The organism is Lysobacter solisilvae (genome assembly GCF_016613535.2).
GTDB classification, from domain to species: Bacteria; Pseudomonadota; Gammaproteobacteria; order Xanthomonadales; family Xanthomonadaceae; genus Agrilutibacter; species Agrilutibacter solisilvae.
The window spans coordinates 428877-443825 of sequence record NZ_CP071518.1; the positions used below are offsets into that span (position 1 = coordinate 428877).

Genomic DNA, 14949 nt, shown 5'->3' on the forward strand with positions numbered 1-14949 from the left:
TTTGCTTGTTCTAGCCGCACTTGCTGTACCCGCAGTTCAAGCAAGTCGCACACCCATCCATGATCACCACAGCCTTCGCTGAGCACTTGTGGCACATGGTCGCGCTGGGCGGGAAGGACGCGCCTTCGCCGGTGACTTCGATGACTTCCTCGGTGCGGGCGTCGGCGTCGGCGCTGATGGCGGACGCCGCGAGGCTTACGTCAGAGTTTTTTTTTGAGCGGTCTTCGTAGGCCTTGCGCTTCTCGGCGATGAGGGCGCGGTGGGCGTCGCTCATTTCCGGGTCGTGCATCAGGCCGATGGACTTCAGGTGCTCCTCGACCACGGCGCCGATCTCGGCGACCAGGGAGGGCATGTACACGCCGCCGGCCTTGAAGTAGCCGCCGCGGGGGTCGAACACGGCGCGCATCTCGTCGACCAGGAAGGTGACGTCGCCGCCCTTGCGGAACACGGCGGACATGATGCGGGTCAGGGCCACGATCCACTGGAAGTGGTCCATGTTCTTGGAGTTGATGAACACCTCGAACGGGCGGCGCAGCTCGTGCTCGGTGCCGGGGTTCAGCACGATGTCGTTGATCGTCACGTACATGGCGTGCTCGACCAGCGGCGTCTTGATCTTGTAGGTGGAGCCGATGAGCACTTCGGGGCGCTCGACGCGCTCGTGCATCTGGATGACGTCGGCCATCTTGGGCAGCTCGGCCTCGGCGGCGGCGCGGCTGACGGACTCGGCCTTCAGTGCGGCGGCGGCCTTGTCGTCGGCGCTGACCACGCTGTAGCCCTTGATTTTCTTGTCGATCTTGACGGTCATCGCTCGGTCCTGTGTCGTGCGGGCAGCAGTGCTTAGGTGCGCAAGTGGTTCAGTGCGGTCGCCGCGCCCGCGCGGGCGCGGCGACCAATCGGGGCTTTCTGTTCTGTTTACTGCGTGACTGGTTACTGCGTGGTGCGGTGCTGCTTAACGTGCGGCCTTTTTCGCGACCTTCCTCGCCGGGCGCTTGGCCGTCTTCTTGGCGGCCTTCCTGGCCGGCGCCTTCCTGGCGGTCTTCTTCACGGCCTTCCGGGCCGTCGCCTTCTTGGCCGTAGCCTTGCGGGCGGTCTTCCTGGCGGCCTTCTTCGCCGGCCGCTTGGCCGTCGACTTCTTCGCTGCCTTCTTCGTGGCCTTCTTGGCGGCCGACTTGCGGGCCGTCTTCTTGGCTGCCTTCTTGGCCGTCTTCTTGGCCGTCTTGGTCACCTTGCGGGCGGTCTTCTTGGCCGCCTTCTTCACCGCGGCGCCCTTGCGGGTGGCCTTCTTGGCGGCCTTCTTGGCAGCCTTCTTCGCGGTCTTCTTCTTGCCGGCGACCTTCGCCGTCAGGGCGGCGGCCTCCTTCTTGGCCGCGGCGGAGGCCGAGGCGAGCTTCTTCTTCGCGGTGCCGACCGCCTTGGTGGCGGCCTTGCGTGCCTTGGTGGCCGTCTTCTTGACCGACTTGACGGCGTCGTCAGCGCCCTTGGCGATGGCGGTGCCCACGTTGGACGCGGTTTCCTTGACGCTGTCGGCGGCCTGGGAAATGGTCGCCGTAACTGAGTTCCCGTTGCTCATATGCCCTCCTTCGGGGCCTGTTCTGTGGTGCTGGTGGCAGGCTTTTGGTAATCGGGACAACGAATCGAACTTGCGTTTGCTTCAACTCAACGTTGTTGCAGGTCGATGCTATACCGGCTGCAAAGGGAATTCATCGTGAATCCAAGCCGTCCGTCGAGCGCCGGGGAATGTCCCCGGCGGCTTGCCCAGCACCGCGCGCGGGGCGCGGCTTCCATCAGAACTTGCCGTAATACCCTTCCTTGAGGGCGTCGAACAGGTTGGCGGCGGTGTGCATCTCGCCGTCGTACTCGATCTGCTCGTTGCCCTTGACCTCCAGCACGCTGCCGTCTTCCAGCTCGAAACGGTAGGTGGTGTTCTCGAGGTCCGCTTCCTTGACCAGCACGCCCTGGAAGGCGGCCGGGTTGAAACGGAAGGTGGTGCAGCCCTTCAGGCCCTGCTCGTGGGCGTAGCGGTAGATGTCCTTGAAGTCCTCGTACGGGTAGTCCGTGGGGACGTTGGCCGTCTTGGAGATCGAGGAGTCCACCCACTTCTGGGCGGCGGCCTGGACGTCGACGTGCTCCTTCGGGCTGATGTCGTCGGCCGAGATGAAGTAGTCAGGCAGGCGGGCTTCGGGCAGCTCGCTGAAGGGCATGGCCTTGGGGTTGACCAGCTCGCGGTAGGCCAGCAACTCGAAGGAATAGACGTCCACCTTCTCCTTGGACTTCTTGCCCTCGCGGATCACGTTGCGGCTGTAGTGGTGGGCGAACGACGGCTCGATGCCGTTGGAGGCGTTGTTGGCCAGCGACAGCGAGATGGTGCCGGTCGGGGCGATCGAGCTGTGGTGGGTGAAGCGGGCGCCGGACTCGGCCAGCTCGTCCACCAGCTCCGGGGCCACGGTGGCGATGCGCTGCATGTAGCGCGAATAGCGGGCGTGCAGCACCTTGCCGGGGATCTCCTGGCCGATCTTCCAGCCGTCGGCCACCATCTCCGGACGCTTGCGCAGCATCTCGGCGGAGACCTCGAAGCGCTCCTCCATGATCGGGGCGGCGCCCTTCTCCTTGGCCAGGGCCAGGCCCATTTCCCAGCCGGCCACCGCCATGTCGCGGGCGATGCGGTCGGTGAAGTCGCACGACTCCTTGGAGCCGTACTTCATCTTCAGCATGGTCACGGTGCTGCCCAGGCCCAGGAAGCCCATGCCGTGGCGGCGCTTGCGCATGATCTCGGCGCGCTGGCGCTCCAGCGGCAGGCCGTTGACCTCGACCACGTTGTCCAGCATGCGGGTGAACACGCGGACCACTTCCTTGTATTCCTCCCAGTCGAAGGAGGCCTTGTCGGTGAAGGGGTCACGGACGAACTTGGTCAGGTTGACCGAGCCCAGCAGGCAGGCGCCGTAGGGCGGCAGCGGCTGCTCGCCGCAGGGGTTGGTGGCGCGGATGGACTCGCACCACCAGTTGTTGTTCATCTCGTTGACGCGGTCGATCAGGATGAAGCCCGGCTCGGCGTAGTCGTACGTCGAGACCATGATCATGTCCCACAGGTGCCGGGCGCGGATGTGGCCGTAGATGCGGCAGGCGACCAGGCCGTCCTCGCGGACGATGTAGTTCTTGTGGGTCGGCCACTCGCGCCAGACCACCTGCTCGGCGTTGTCCAAGTCGACGTCATCCTTTTCCTGGATGTTGACCGGGAACACCAGCGGCCAGTCGGCGTCGGTACCCACCGCTTCCATGAAGCCGTCGGTGATCAGCAGCGACAGGTTGAACTGGCGCAGCCGGCCGTCCTCGCGCTTGGCGCGGATGAAGTCCTTCACGTCCGGATGCGACACGTCGAAGGTGCCCATCTGCGCGCCGCGGCGGCCGCCGGCGGACGAGACGGTGAAGCACATCTTGTCGTAGATATCCATGAAGGACATCGGGCCGGAGGTGTAGGCGCCGGCGCCGGCGACGAACGCGCCGCGCGGGCGCAGCGTGGAGAACTCGTAGCCGATGCCGCAGCCGGCCTTCAGGGTCAGGCCCGCTTCGTGGACCTTCTCCAGGATGCCGTCCATCGAGTCCTCGATGGTGCCCGACACGGTGCAGTTGATCGTCGAGGTGGCCGGCTTGTGCTCGAGCGCGCCGGCGTTGGACGTGATGCGGCCGGCGGGGATGGCCCCGCGGCGCAGCGCCCAGACGAAGCGCTCATACCAGTAGGCCTGCTTCTCGCTGCCCGGCTCGGCGTCGGCCAGGGCGCGCGCCACGCGCTGGTAGGTCGCGTCGATGTCGGCGTCGACGGCCAGGCCGGCCTTGGTCTTCAGCCGGTACTTCTTGTCCCAGATGTCCTGGGACGCCGGCTGCATCGGGATCTCCCCATCTTTGCCAGCCGTGGGGGTCTTGACCGCCTCGAGGCGCACTGTGCTCATGCCTGTCCTGTCTCCTCGTTCCGCCACGGATCGTGCCGTGGCTGTAGTTCTTATGTGTGGGCGCTGCGACGTGGTGTCCGACGTCGATACCGCGAATGCGCATCCCGCGCTGGAAAACTCCGACGGCGCGGCCGGCGATCGTTCTGATGGCTCCTTGCGGAGATCGAGATGACGTCGCCTGGCCTTGTCTCTTGGTGTGGGTTCAGGCCGTTTTGCCGGCCCGTCTGCTCCGCCGGACGCCGTTCCCCAGCGTGATCCGGCTTTTGCCTAGACTCCCCAAGCAACCCCTATGCCTGGGCTCCTCCCGCCTGCGCACCACAAGATGTAGTGGCGGCGGAGGGCCAAGCTACGCCCGGGCCGGGCGGGTGTCAACGGGTTTGTGAGGCCTGAATCACTGTCGCAAATGTCAAGGCCGGATACTCCCGCGAGTTGCGTTTGAAGCGGCCGGAATGCGCGTTCGTCGGCCCGGCGAGCGGCCTCGGCGCCGATGCCACGGCGCGGCAAACGGCTACCGGCGCGTGCCGGGAAAGCAGAAGGGGCGACGCGTTTGCGCGTCGCCCCTTCGCGTCTGCATTGCCATGCACCGGGTTGCGGGCGGGACCGCGTATCGTCGCCGCGGCCGGCCCCGTGCCGGGACGTGCGGGATCAGTTGATCACGTTGCCGCCGCCGTCCTGGCAGCTGGTCATCAGGAACTGGTAGCGCGAGGCGATGTTGTCCTGGCACACGCCATAGTTGGAGCCATGGATGGCCTTGCCGCCGACGAGCGGCGTCTGGGAGATGAAGCGGTTGCCGGTGGCGACGATGCCGTCGGCCATCATCCGCAGGCCGATGGCCGTGCCCGAGCCGCCCGACACCAGGCCGCGCACGCGGTTGCCGCGCACTTCCGTGCCCGGCCCCATCGCATCGATGCCGATGGGGGCGCCGTTGGCGGTGGCGCTGAACACCCCGTCGACCGTGTTGTCGATGATGTCGGCGACGGCGGAGATGCCCGGGATCGTGACGTGGTCCGGCGCGCCGCCGGTGGCATAGACCTGGTTGTTGCGGATCATGCCGGAGGTGCTGAAGTCGGTGAGCATGAAGATGCCGTAGCCCAGCGAGTTGTCGACGCGGTTGTCCTCGACCAGGTGGCCGGCGCCCCGCCACAGGAACACGCCGGCGTAGAAGCCGCGCAGGTTGCAGTGGCGCACGGTGACGTTCTGCCGGTTTTCCGCGTACACCCCGTAGGTCTTGGATCCGTCGCCCGCGGCCAGGCCGCCGAGCTTGAAGTGGTTGCAGTCGATGGTGACGTTGTTGGCCGCGATCTTGATGGCGAAGCCGGTGGCCACCGCGGTGGACAGGTCCTTGCGCAGGCACCAGGTGCCCTGGCTGCTGATCACCACCGGCAGCGAGTCGATGAAGCCGGCGCAGCTGTCGTAGCTTTCGGCGGCGCGGGTGGCGCCGGGGAACAGGGCGAAGCCGGCGAGCAGCAACGCAAGGGCGGGACGCACGAGGTTCATGCGGAAGGGTCTCGTCTGGAAGGGAAAGGGGTCGCCCGATGGTCCGGGCTCGGCGCCGTTCGTGTCCGTACGGGGCGTTCCGATGGGCGCGCACGATCCGGTGTTCGCGATCGCGCGCACAGTGTCGTGAGTTGGGTGACTAAAGTTGGCCGGTTCGGCGGCGATTCGCGTGTCTGCCGCAAGCGGGAGCGCGCCGCCGCCGGGCCGCCGCTGCCTGCGCACGCCGGGCTTGCCACGCGCGGGCGGTTGCGCGAGCCTGCGTGCACGGGGGAACGGGGACGTGCCGGCGATCGGCGGCACGAAGGGGCCACCGCAAGCAGCGATGACGGCGCGAGCGCGCCGGGATTTGCAATGTCCGGTGCAACGGCATCCGGACGGCCCGAGGGATCCGAGCATGTCCGACGCCAATCCACCCCCGTCCGCCCCGCCCTCGCCGGCGCTCACGCCCGACCACGACAGCGCCGGCGTCACCCGCCTGCTGCGCCAGGCGCGCGAGGGCGATGCCGCCGCGGGCGACGCCGCGTACGGGCTGATCTACGACCAGCTGCGCCGCGCCGCCCATCGGCAACTGCGCGGCAACGCCAGCCAGACGCTGTGCACGACGGCGCTGGTCAGCGAGGCCTGGCTGAAGTTGTCCGGCGCCCGGCTGGAGGTGAGCGATCGCGACCACTACCTGGCCCTGGCGACCCGGGCGATGCGGCAGATCGTGGTCGACAAGGCGCGGCGTGCCGTGGCCGACAAGCGCGGCGGCCAGGACGGGCTGCGGATCACCCTGGACACCGCGCTGCACGCGCCGGACGTCGGCGAGGACGTGCTCGCGCTCGACGCCGCGCTTGAACGGCTGGCGCGGGTGGACCCGCGGCTGGCGAAGGTCGTGGAGTGGCGGTATTTCGGCGGCCTGACCGATGCGCAGATGGCCGGGCTGCTGGGGGTCACCGAGCGCACGATCAACCGCGACTGGCGCAAGGCGCGCGCGTTCCTTTATGGGCAGATCGGCGGCGACATGGCGGGCGGCGCGGATGCCGACGGCGGCGGCGGCGGCGGTCCGGCATGAGCATGATTGCCCCATGAGCATCCGCCCGCCCAGCGACACCGACCTGAGCCAGCGCGCGCTCGCGCTGTTCGACGACCTGCTCGATCTGGACGATGCGCCGCGCCAGGCGCGGCTGGACCGCCTCGCGGCGGACGACCCCGCGCTGCATGCGCGCGTGCGGGCGCTGCTGCGCGCCGACGCGCATGCCGCCGGCGTGCTCGAGCATCGTCCCGAGACGCTTTTCCCCGACGCTGGCGACGAGCCCGACGACGGCCTGGTCGGCCATCGCATCGGGCCGTGGCGGATCATGGGCATCGTCGGGCGCGGCGGCATGGGCGCGGTGTACCGCGGCGAGCGCGCCGATGGCGAGTTCCGCCAGGCGGCGGCGATCAAGCTGATCCGCCGGGGCCTGGACCGGCCGGAACTGCGCCGCCGATTCCTGCGCGAGCGGCAGATCCTGGCGCAGCTGCGCCATCCCAACATCGCCACCCTGCTCGACGGCGGCGTGACCGAGCAGGGCGCGCCCTACTTCGCGATGGAGTTCATCGACGGGCTGCCGATCGATGCCTGGTGCGAGGAGCACCGCGCCGACCTGCCCACGCGCGTGCGCCTGTTCCTGCAGGTCTGCCACGCCGTGCAGCACGCGCACCAGAACCTCACCGTGCACCGCGACCTCAAGCCCAGCAACATCCTGGTGACGCCCGACGGCCAGGCGCGGCTGCTGGATTTCGGCATCGCCAAGCTGCTGGAGGACGACGCCGAGGACGCCGACGGCACGACGGTGGACCGGCCCTTCACCCCCGAGTACGCGGCGCCCGAACAGCTGCGCGGCGAAGCCGTCACCACCGCCACCGACCTCTACTCGCTGGGCGTGGTGCTGTATGCGCTGCTGGCGGGGACGCATCCGCTGGGCATCACGTCGCGGGCGGCGGCGCGCTCGCCGGCCGCGCTGCTGGGCCGCGAACCCGAGTCGCTGCCGCGCGCCGCGCAGCGGATCGAGCCAGAGGCCGCGCTCACGCGCGGGCTGAGTCCGAAGGGGCTGGCCGAGGCGTTGCGCGGCGACCTGGCCGCGATCCTGCACCGCTGTCTGCAGCCGGACCCGGCGCGCCGCTACGCGTCGGCCGAGGCGCTGGGCCAGGACCTCAAGGCCTGGCTGGACGGGCGCGCCGTCAGCGCGACGCGCGGCGAACGCGTGTACCGCCTGCGCAAGTTCGCCTGGCGCAACCGGTACGCGGTGTCGGCGGGACTGGCGGCGTTCGCCGCGATCGGCATCGCGCTGGCCCTGGCCCTGTGGCAGGCGCGCGAGGCCCGCGTGCAGGCCCGGCATGCGCAGGCCAACGCCCAGGCCGCGCAGAACCATGCGCGCAATGCCCTGTCCACACGCAACTTCGCGGTGTCGCTGCTCAGCAGCGCCAGCCCGCTCAAGAGCGCGCGCGGCACGCAGACCACCGCGGTCGAACTGCTGCAGGCCGCCGCGCAGCGCGTGGACAACGAACTGGGCCAGGCGCCCGAATCGCAGGCCGAGCTGCGCGCCACGATCGGCGCCAGCCTGTACCAGCTGGGCGACCGCGACGGCGGCATCGCGCTGATCGAGCGGGGCCTGGCGCAGATGGAAGAACTGCGGCTGCGCGGCCTGCCGCGGGTGGAAGCGCTGCAGGCGCGCGCGATCGCCCGCCGCGAAAGCGGCGACGACGACGGCGCCGAACGCGACGTGCGCGCCGCGCTGGCGCAGCTGGCCGGCGTGGGCGGCGACCAGCGCCTGCAGCGGATCAAGCTGCGCACGCTGCTGTCGACCATCACCACCCTGCGGGGCCGCCTGCACGAAGCGCTGGCCCTCAACCGCGACACGCTGGCCGACCGGACCGCGCTGCTGGGCAAGGACCACGAGGAGACGGCCGTCGACTGGAACAACCTGGCCAACGCCCACCTGCGCGTGGACGAATGCGCGCTGGCGCAGAGCGGGTTCGAGCATGCCGACGCGATCCTGGTGCGCCACAAGGGCGTGGATTTCCCCCGCCGCGTGTGGCCCCTGATGGGCGTGGCGGCCGCGCGCATGTGCCGGGGCGACGCCATCGCGCTGGCGGGACAGGCGCTGGACGAGGCCGAGCGGGTCATGCTCGCGGGCCTGGGCGCGGACCATCCGATCAGCGTCAGCCTGCTGGCCAACCGCGGCAGCGTGCAGCTGCGCCAGGGCGACCCGGCCGGCGCGCAGCGCTTCTACGAACAGGCGCTGGCCAAGGCCCGCGTGCACCACGACGCCAACCTGCACCAGCTGCAGAGCCAGCTCGGCATCAGCCTGCTGCAGCAGGGCCGCACGCAGGCCGCGCTGGTGCACCTGGTGCCGGCGGTGGAGGCGATGGCGCATGACCGCGTCACCAGCGAGCCGGCGCTCAACCGTGCGCAGGCGGCACTGGGGCGGGCGCGGTTCCTGGCTGGCCAGCAGGCGGACGGGGAACGCGAGATCCGCGCGGTGCTGGACCGCCTGACGAAGGCCGGCTTCGCCGCCACCGACGATTACGGCGAAGCGGCGAACGACCTGGCCTATGTGCTGGCCGCGTCCGGGCGCACGGTGGAAGCGGCGACGTGGCAGGCGCGTGCGTACGCCACGCTGGTGCGGGTGTATGGCGCGACGCATCCGCGCACGCGGGCGCTGGCGCCGGGCGTGGCCAAGGTCGCGCTGCCTGTGGCGGCGGCGGTGCGGTGAGGGCAAGCGCATTGAGCGCGGCTTGTTTTGAGTTGCGACGCGATCGTCGCCCCACCCCAACCCTCCCCCGCGAAGCGGGGGAAGGGGCTGATCGACTTGCTCCTTCCCCCGCTTTGCGGGGGAAGGTTGGGATGGGGGCAGCAGGTCGCCGCGAACCTGATGGACGCCTTGTCTGAAAAGTTCTCGCTGAACCCCAGAAGCAAAGTCGCCGGATCCACTCGTCTCCCAGGCGCGACGCGACCTGTCCCCCACCCCAACCCTCCCCCGCGAAGCGGGGGAGGGAGTTGATTCCACTCGCCTTTCGAATTGCGACGCGACCTGTCCCCCACCCCAACCCTCCCCCGCGAAGCGGGGGAAGGGGCTGATTCCACTCGCCTTTCGAATTGCGACGCGACCTGTCCCCCACCCCAACCCTCCCCCGCGAAGCGGGGGAGGGGGCTGATCGACTTGCTCCTTCCCCCGCTTCGCGGGGGAAGGTTGGGATGGGGGCAGCAGGTCGCCGCGAACCTGATGGCGGGGGAAGGAGTTCACCCCCACGCTTTCATCCCCGGTTCGGAGGCCGATGGAGACACTCGGCCGGTCGGGCCTGCGGGGCCGCGCGCGCATGCCGTGCGCGTGGAACCCGCCCCCCGCTTGAAACCGGCGCGAACGCCGCGATCTTGCAGGCATCGAGTCACCCGCCTTGTTCCAGCCCTCTCTTCCACCCTTTCCAGCCGAGCCAGCCGCCATGCGCCTGACCCCCGCCCACAAGACCCTGATCGCCCTGTCCTGCGCCGCCGCCTTCGGTGGCTTTGCCGCCACCGCGATGCGTGATGCGCTCGAGTCACCCGCGCTGGCCTCGCCCGGCGCCGCCACGCAGGCCCCCGCCATTGCCGCGCTGCCCGCGGCCGTGGGCACCACGCCCCTGCCCTCGCTGGCGCCGATGCTGGCGCGGGTCACGCCCGCCGTGGTCAGCGTGCACACCAAGCAGCGCGTGCGGGTGAGCCCGTTCGCCGGGGACCCCTTCTTCCGCCGCATGTTCCCCGAGCTGAGCCAGGAACGGATCAACGAGTCGCTGGGCTCGGGCGTCATCGTAGACGCGGCGCGCGGGCTGGTGCTGACCAACCACCACGTGATCGAAGGCGCCGACGAGGTATCGGTGACGCTCAGCGACGGCCGCACGCTCAAGGCCGAATTCGTCGGCAGCGACCCGGATACCGACATCGCGGTGATGCGCGTGCAGGCGCCGAACCTGAGCGCGATCACCTTCGCCGACACCACCGAGCTGCGCGTGGGCGACTTCGTCGTCGCCGTCGGCAACCCGTTCGGGATCGGGCAGACGGTGACCTCGGGCATCGTCTCGGCCGTGGGCCGCAGCGGCCTGCGCGGGCTGGGCTACCAGAACTTCATCCAGACCGACGCGTCGATCAACCCGGGCAATTCCGGCGGCGCGCTGGTCAACCTGGAAGGCGCGCTGGTCGGCATCAACACCGCCAGCTTCAATCCGCGCGGCTCAATGGCCGGCAACATCGGCCTGGGCTTCGCCATCCCGGTGAAGCTGGCCCGCGACGTGATGGGCCAGCTGGTGGCGACCGGCGAAGTCCGCCGCGGCACGCTGGGCCTGGAGACGCAGGACGTCGATGCGCGCATCGCCCAGGGCATGGGCCTGTCCGAAACCCGCGGCGCGGTGGTCACGCGGGTGTTCGCCGGCTCGGCCGCCGCGCAGGCGGGCGTGCGGGTGGGCGACGTCATCCTGGCGGCCAACGGCGAGCGCATCGACGACCGCAACGCGCTGCGCAACTTCGAGGGCCTGCAGGCGGTGGGCAGCCGGGTCACCCTCGACGTGCTGCGCGACGGCAAGGCGCTGCAGCTGGGCACCGGCCTGCGCGAACAGCCGCGGACGCTGGCCGGCACCGAGCTCGATCCGCGCCTGGACGGCGCCACCATCGCCGAGCTGCCCGCCTCGCTGCGGCAGTCCGGCGCCGGCGGCGTGCTGGTCGAGGCCGTGGCCCGCGGCAGCCGGGCGGCCCGCAACGGCCTGCAGAAGGGCGACGTGATCGTTGCCGCCAGCGCCGGCAGCTTCGACGACCTGCCGGGCTTCCGCGCCAGCTTCACGCCGGCCCCGGCACAGTTGGTGCTTCGCGTGGTCCGCAGCGGCCGCCAGGGCGACCTGCTGATGCAGTGAGACACGTATGGGGTTGCGTGGTGGCGCGGGTCACGGGTGGCGACACCCGTGATCGCGGCGCATGCTGGGGCACCCTCACACGGGCATCAGGCGTTCCCGTGTCCGATGCGGGCGACACCCGCTGCGGACACCCGGCCGCGGCCCCGTGTACGCGGCAACGGTGGGCCGGCAACAGCGGCCGCATCAGAGCGTTTTCCCAATGAAGGCTGGTCAGGAGCGTCCCATGAGCAACAGCACCGAAGGCATGAAGTCCAATCTCACCGAGGCCGGCGGCCACATGCGCCAGGCGGCCGTCGATACCGGCGATGCGCTGCGCAACGCGGCCGTGGCCGCGGCCGATGAACTCCGCCTGGGCAAGGCCAACGTCAAGGCCGACCTGGCCGACGGCGCGCTGGCCGGCATCGGCGCGGCCGAGCACGCCGGCGGCGCCGCCCGCGAACAGATGGACGCGCTGATGGACAAGGGCCGCGACCTGATCGACAGCGCGTCCGAACTGATCCGCGAACGCCCGCTCGCCTCGTTCGGCGTGGCCTTCGCCGCGGGCTGGATCATCGCCAAGCTCGCGCGCGGCGGCGACCGCTAAGCGCCGCCAGCGATCCCTCTTCGTGCTGCGACATCCGCGCTCCGCCAGCTGGCCGGGCGCGGCGTCGGCGCGTCGGCCCATCGGGCGGCGGCGCGAGGCATGATCGGAGACGCAAGATCCCAAGGCATGTCCCAAGCGCCCATGTTGTAAAGATGCATGCGTTGAAGAGGCATGCTGTTGAAGAGGCATGCTGTTGAAGAGGCATGCTGTTGAAGAGGCATGCTGTTGAAAGAGCGTGCTCTTAAGCAGGCATGCTCTTGAAAGGGCGTGCTCTTAAACAGGCATGATCACCGCCGTGCCCCCGACTCCTCGAGGCCCCATGCAAGAGCCCGGCCCAGATTCCCCGCAACGCCCGTCGCAAGGGCCTTCGCATGCGCCGCCGAACGAGCCGCCCGCCGGTCCGGCGCCCGACCTGGCCGACTCGCTGCGTGCGCTCGGACAGAGCGGCAAGGCCGGCCTGTCGGCCGCCAACGACGCGGCCAAGGCGCTGCGCATCCTGATCAGCGCCGATATTTCCCTCGCCCGCAGCGCGTTCGGCCGCACCCTGGCATTCACCGGCGTGGCGATCGCCTTCGGCGCTTCGGCCTGGCTGCTGATGATGGCCACCCTGATCGCCGCGCTGCACTTCGGCCTGGGCTGGTCGTGGGTGATGGCGCTGGGCCTGTGCGCGGTGCTGAGCCTGATCGCGACCGGCATCGGCGGCTGGCTGGGCATGCGCTACTTCGAACACACCCGCCTGCAGGCCACGCGCCGGCAGCTGGCGCGGCTGGGCATCGGCGAATTGTCGGACTTCATGCCCGAACCCGGTTCGGGCGCCACCGCCGAGGCCGCGGCCGAAGTGGTCACCGATGCCAGCGACAACGGGGACGCGCCGCCGAAGAAGGGACTGGGGATCGACGTCACGCCACCGTAGCGCTGCCGCCCGCGCCCTGAACACGCGGCGCGGGGCCGGGTCGGCGACGGCGATGCGCGCAGTACGATCGTCACGGACCACGCTTCATCGTCGCGCATGCGACACACGCGGGCAGGGACGCGGGTCCACGCGGCCGATCCTTGCGGCCGTGCGCTGCCGCCGATCCACCAACAGTTCCTGCTCCGCCCGAACCACGACCCTCCGCCGAACACCTGCCGCCAGCGAGCCATCCCATGGGATTCAAGCAACTCATTACCAAGGTGCAGCAGGCCGAAACGGCGCTGGAGGCGAAGGAGCGCAAGGCCAGCGCGCAGTGGGAGCAGATCAAGCTGGAATGGCTGGCGGCGTGGACGCCGGGCCGCATCGTGCTGGCGGGCCTGGCCGCCGGCTTCGTGACCGGTCGGGTGCAGCCGCTCAAGACCGCCGCGCGCAGCGGCCAGATCATGCAACTGGTGACCATGATGTCGGGGCTGTTCGCCGGCGGTTCGGCGAAGGTCGCCGCCGACCAGGCCGAACACGCGGCGGAAACCGCCGAGAACGTGGCCGACGCGGTCGCGCCGGAAGCCGCGGTGGCCCATCCCGATGCGCGGGGCGGACCGATGGGCGGTACCCGCACCGTGACCACCGATCCGCCGCACGCGCCCGACGACCCGCACGCGGACGCCAACGCCGAAGACGCCGTGCGCGATGCCATGCAGGCGGCGGCCGCGTCGGCGCCGACGCCGGCCGACAGCCCCGCGGTGGCGACCGGCCCCGCGGGCACGCCGTCGCCGCAGCGCAGGCAGCCCTGACCGTGGCCGCCCGCCAGGACCACCGCGAAACCCAGGCGCCGGCCGGCCCGGACGCCGGCCCGCCGACGCGCGCACGCACCGCCGAGGCCGGCGAGCCGGCTGGCGCGGACGACGCGGACGATCTGGACGATTCCGCACCCGGTGAGGGCCTGCTCGAAGAGCTGCTGCCGGACGAAGGCCTGATCGAGGGCGACGACGACCGCCAGCTGCCCAACGAGCCGCCGCCGTTCGAACGTCCGCAGTCCTCGCGCGCCGCGCTGCTGATCGCGACCCTGCTGCTGGCCGCCGCGTTGTGGGCGGCGCAGGGCCTGGTCCTGCCGATCCTGCTCGCGCTGTTCTTCTCGCTGGTTGGCAATCCGATCATCCGCACGCTGCGCCGGTTGTGGATTCCCCGCTTCCTGGGCGCGCTGCTGGTGCTGGCCGGCGGCCTGTTCCTCGCCGGCGCGCTGGTCAACCAGCTGATCGAGCCGGCCTCCGAGTGGGTGCGCCAGGTGCCCAAGGAAATGCGCGAGATCACGCCCAAGCTGCGGCAGATGGCCAAGCCGATGCAGGAGGCCAACAAGGTGGCCGAGAACATCGCCACCGCAGCCGGCGGCGAGTCCAAGCCGGTGCAGGTCGTGCGCACGCAGGTGCACGATCCCTACCGCACGCTCACCGAAACCCCGCGCATGGCGGCGTCGATCCTGGCGGTGGTGCTGCTGACCTTCTTCTTCATGGTCTATGGCGAGAACCTGCAGCGCAACGCGATCGCGCTGCTGCACAGCCGCCAGCAGAAACGGCTCACGGTGGAGATCCTGCAGTCGATGGAGCAGGAGCTGTCGCGATACGTATTCACCATCAGCCTGATCAACGCGGTGGTCGGCCTGGTGTTCGCCATCTGCCTGGTCCTGCTGGAGATGCCGCTGCCCGAAGCGCTGTTGTGGGGCACGATGGCGGCGATCCTCAACTTCGCGCCCTACGTGGGCCCGCTGCTGGGCATCGGCATCATGCTGCTGATCGGACTGACCACGTTCGACGACTGGATGGCGCTGGCGCCGGCGGGCATCTACCTGGTGCTGCACACGCTGGAAGGCCAGATCATCACCCCCATCGTCCTGGGCCGGCGCATGCGCCTGTCGCCACTGGTGCTGATCGTGGCCCTGATGGTGTTCGGCACGCTGTGGGGCATCGTCGGCCTGCTGCTGGCGGTGCCGCTGCTGGTGTGCGTCAAGCTGGTGCTCGAACGCATCGAGGGCATGGACGGCTGGGCGCGGCTGCTGGAATAGCACGACCGTAGGCGCCGCGGCGGACGGCTCGACCGTCCGCCCGACGCCACCGCGG

At 70.1% G+C, this 14949-nt stretch carries 11 protein-coding genes; 7 read left to right on the plus strand and 4 right to left on the minus strand.

Annotated features, from left to right (window positions below; all coding sequences use genetic code 11):
• Positions 1 to 10 precede the first annotated feature (10 nt).
• The 4 genes from I8J32_RS01930 to I8J32_RS01945 all read right to left on the minus strand — a co-directional run bounded on the left by I8J32_RS01930 (position 11) and on the right by I8J32_RS01945 (position 5441).
• A complete protein-coding gene (locus tag I8J32_RS01930) occupies positions 11 to 805 on the minus strand; it encodes a TSCPD domain-containing protein (protein ID WP_200615529.1) in 795 nt (264 codons plus the stop codon).
• Between the two features lie 144 nt (positions 806 to 949).
• Positions 950 to 1570 (minus strand): hypothetical protein, encoded by a 621-nt coding sequence (locus tag I8J32_RS01935; RefSeq protein ID WP_200615528.1) that lies wholly within the window; start codon positions 1568 to 1570, stop codon positions 950 to 952.
• A 214-nt stretch (positions 1571 to 1784) separates the two neighbouring features.
• Positions 1785 to 3944 (minus strand): adenosylcobalamin-dependent ribonucleoside-diphosphate reductase, encoded by a 2160-nt coding sequence (locus I8J32_RS01940; protein WP_200615527.1) that lies wholly within the window; start codon positions 3942 to 3944, stop codon positions 1785 to 1787.
• 645 nt (positions 3945 to 4589) lie between these two features.
• Complete coding sequence (locus tag I8J32_RS01945; RefSeq protein WP_200615526.1) at positions 4590 to 5441, minus strand: right-handed parallel beta-helix repeat-containing protein; 852 nt, start codon at positions 5439 to 5441, stop codon at positions 4590 to 4592.
• 394 nt (positions 5442 to 5835) lie between these two features.
• Between I8J32_RS01945 and I8J32_RS01950 the strand changes: the two genes are divergently transcribed.
• The 7 genes from I8J32_RS01950 to I8J32_RS17435 all read left to right on the plus strand — a co-directional run bounded on the left by I8J32_RS01950 (position 5836) and on the right by I8J32_RS17435 (position 14894).
• Positions 5836 to 6495, plus strand: coding sequence for an ECF-type sigma factor (locus tag I8J32_RS01950; protein ID WP_200615525.1), 660 nt, complete (start codon positions 5836 to 5838; stop codon positions 6493 to 6495).
• 13 nt (positions 6496 to 6508) lie between these two features.
• Positions 6509 to 9178 carry a serine/threonine-protein kinase gene (locus I8J32_RS01955; protein ID WP_200615524.1) on the plus strand — a complete coding sequence of 890 codons (2670 nt, stop codon included), beginning with the start codon at positions 6509 to 6511 and terminating at the stop codon, positions 9176 to 9178.
• Positions 9179 to 9905: 727 nt separating this feature from the next.
• Entirely contained in the window at positions 9906 to 11342 is a 1437-nt protein-coding gene (locus I8J32_RS01960; protein ID WP_200615523.1) for a Do family serine endopeptidase, read from the plus strand.
• 223 nt (positions 11343 to 11565) lie between these two features.
• Positions 11566 to 11925 carry a hypothetical protein gene (locus I8J32_RS01965; RefSeq protein ID WP_200615522.1) on the plus strand — a complete coding sequence of 120 codons (360 nt, stop codon included), beginning with the start codon at positions 11566 to 11568 and terminating at the stop codon, positions 11923 to 11925.
• Between the two features lie 319 nt (positions 11926 to 12244).
• A complete protein-coding gene (locus tag I8J32_RS01970; RefSeq protein WP_245156390.1) occupies positions 12245 to 12838 on the plus strand; it encodes a phage holin family protein in 594 nt (197 codons plus the stop codon).
• A 233-nt stretch (positions 12839 to 13071) separates the two neighbouring features.
• On the plus strand, positions 13072 to 13629 hold the full coding sequence (locus I8J32_RS17430; protein WP_245156391.1) for a hypothetical protein: 558 nt from the start codon (positions 13072 to 13074) through the stop codon (positions 13627 to 13629).
• A gap of 164 nt (positions 13630 to 13793) precedes the next feature.
• Positions 13794 to 14894, plus strand: coding sequence for an AI-2E family transporter (locus I8J32_RS17435; protein WP_407061001.1), 1101 nt, complete (start codon positions 13794 to 13796; stop codon positions 14892 to 14894).
• The last annotated feature ends 55 nt before the right edge of the window (positions 14895 to 14949 follow it).

Bases quoted from the DNA above. Each gene is read 5' to 3' on its own strand.
- I8J32_RS01930 (WP_200615529.1), bottom strand. From the start codon at position 805: ATGACCGTCAAGATCGACAAGAAAATCAAGGGCTACAGCGTGGTCAGC.
- I8J32_RS01935 (WP_200615528.1), bottom strand. From the start codon at position 1,570: ATGAGCAACGGGAACTCAGTTACGGCGACCATTTCCCAGGCCGCCGAC.
- I8J32_RS01940 (WP_200615527.1), bottom strand. From the start codon at position 3,944: ATGAGCACAGTGCGCCTCGAGGCGGTCAAGACCCCCACGGCTGGCAAA.
- I8J32_RS01945 (WP_200615526.1), bottom strand. From the start codon at position 5,441: ATGAACCTCGTGCGTCCCGCCCTTGCGTTGCTGCTCGCCGGCTTCGCC.
- I8J32_RS01950 (WP_200615525.1), top strand. From the start codon at position 5,836: ATGTCCGACGCCAATCCACCCCCGTCCGCCCCGCCCTCGCCGGCGCTC.
- I8J32_RS01955 (WP_200615524.1), top strand. From the start codon at position 6,509: ATGAGCATCCGCCCGCCCAGCGACACCGACCTGAGCCAGCGCGCGCTC.
- I8J32_RS01960 (WP_200615523.1), top strand. From the start codon at position 9,906: ATGCGCCTGACCCCCGCCCACAAGACCCTGATCGCCCTGTCCTGCGCC.
- I8J32_RS01965 (WP_200615522.1), top strand. From the start codon at position 11,566: ATGAGCAACAGCACCGAAGGCATGAAGTCCAATCTCACCGAGGCCGGC.
- I8J32_RS01970 (WP_245156390.1), top strand. From the start codon at position 12,245: ATGCAAGAGCCCGGCCCAGATTCCCCGCAACGCCCGTCGCAAGGGCCT.
- I8J32_RS17430 (WP_245156391.1), top strand. From the start codon at position 13,072: ATGGGATTCAAGCAACTCATTACCAAGGTGCAGCAGGCCGAAACGGCG.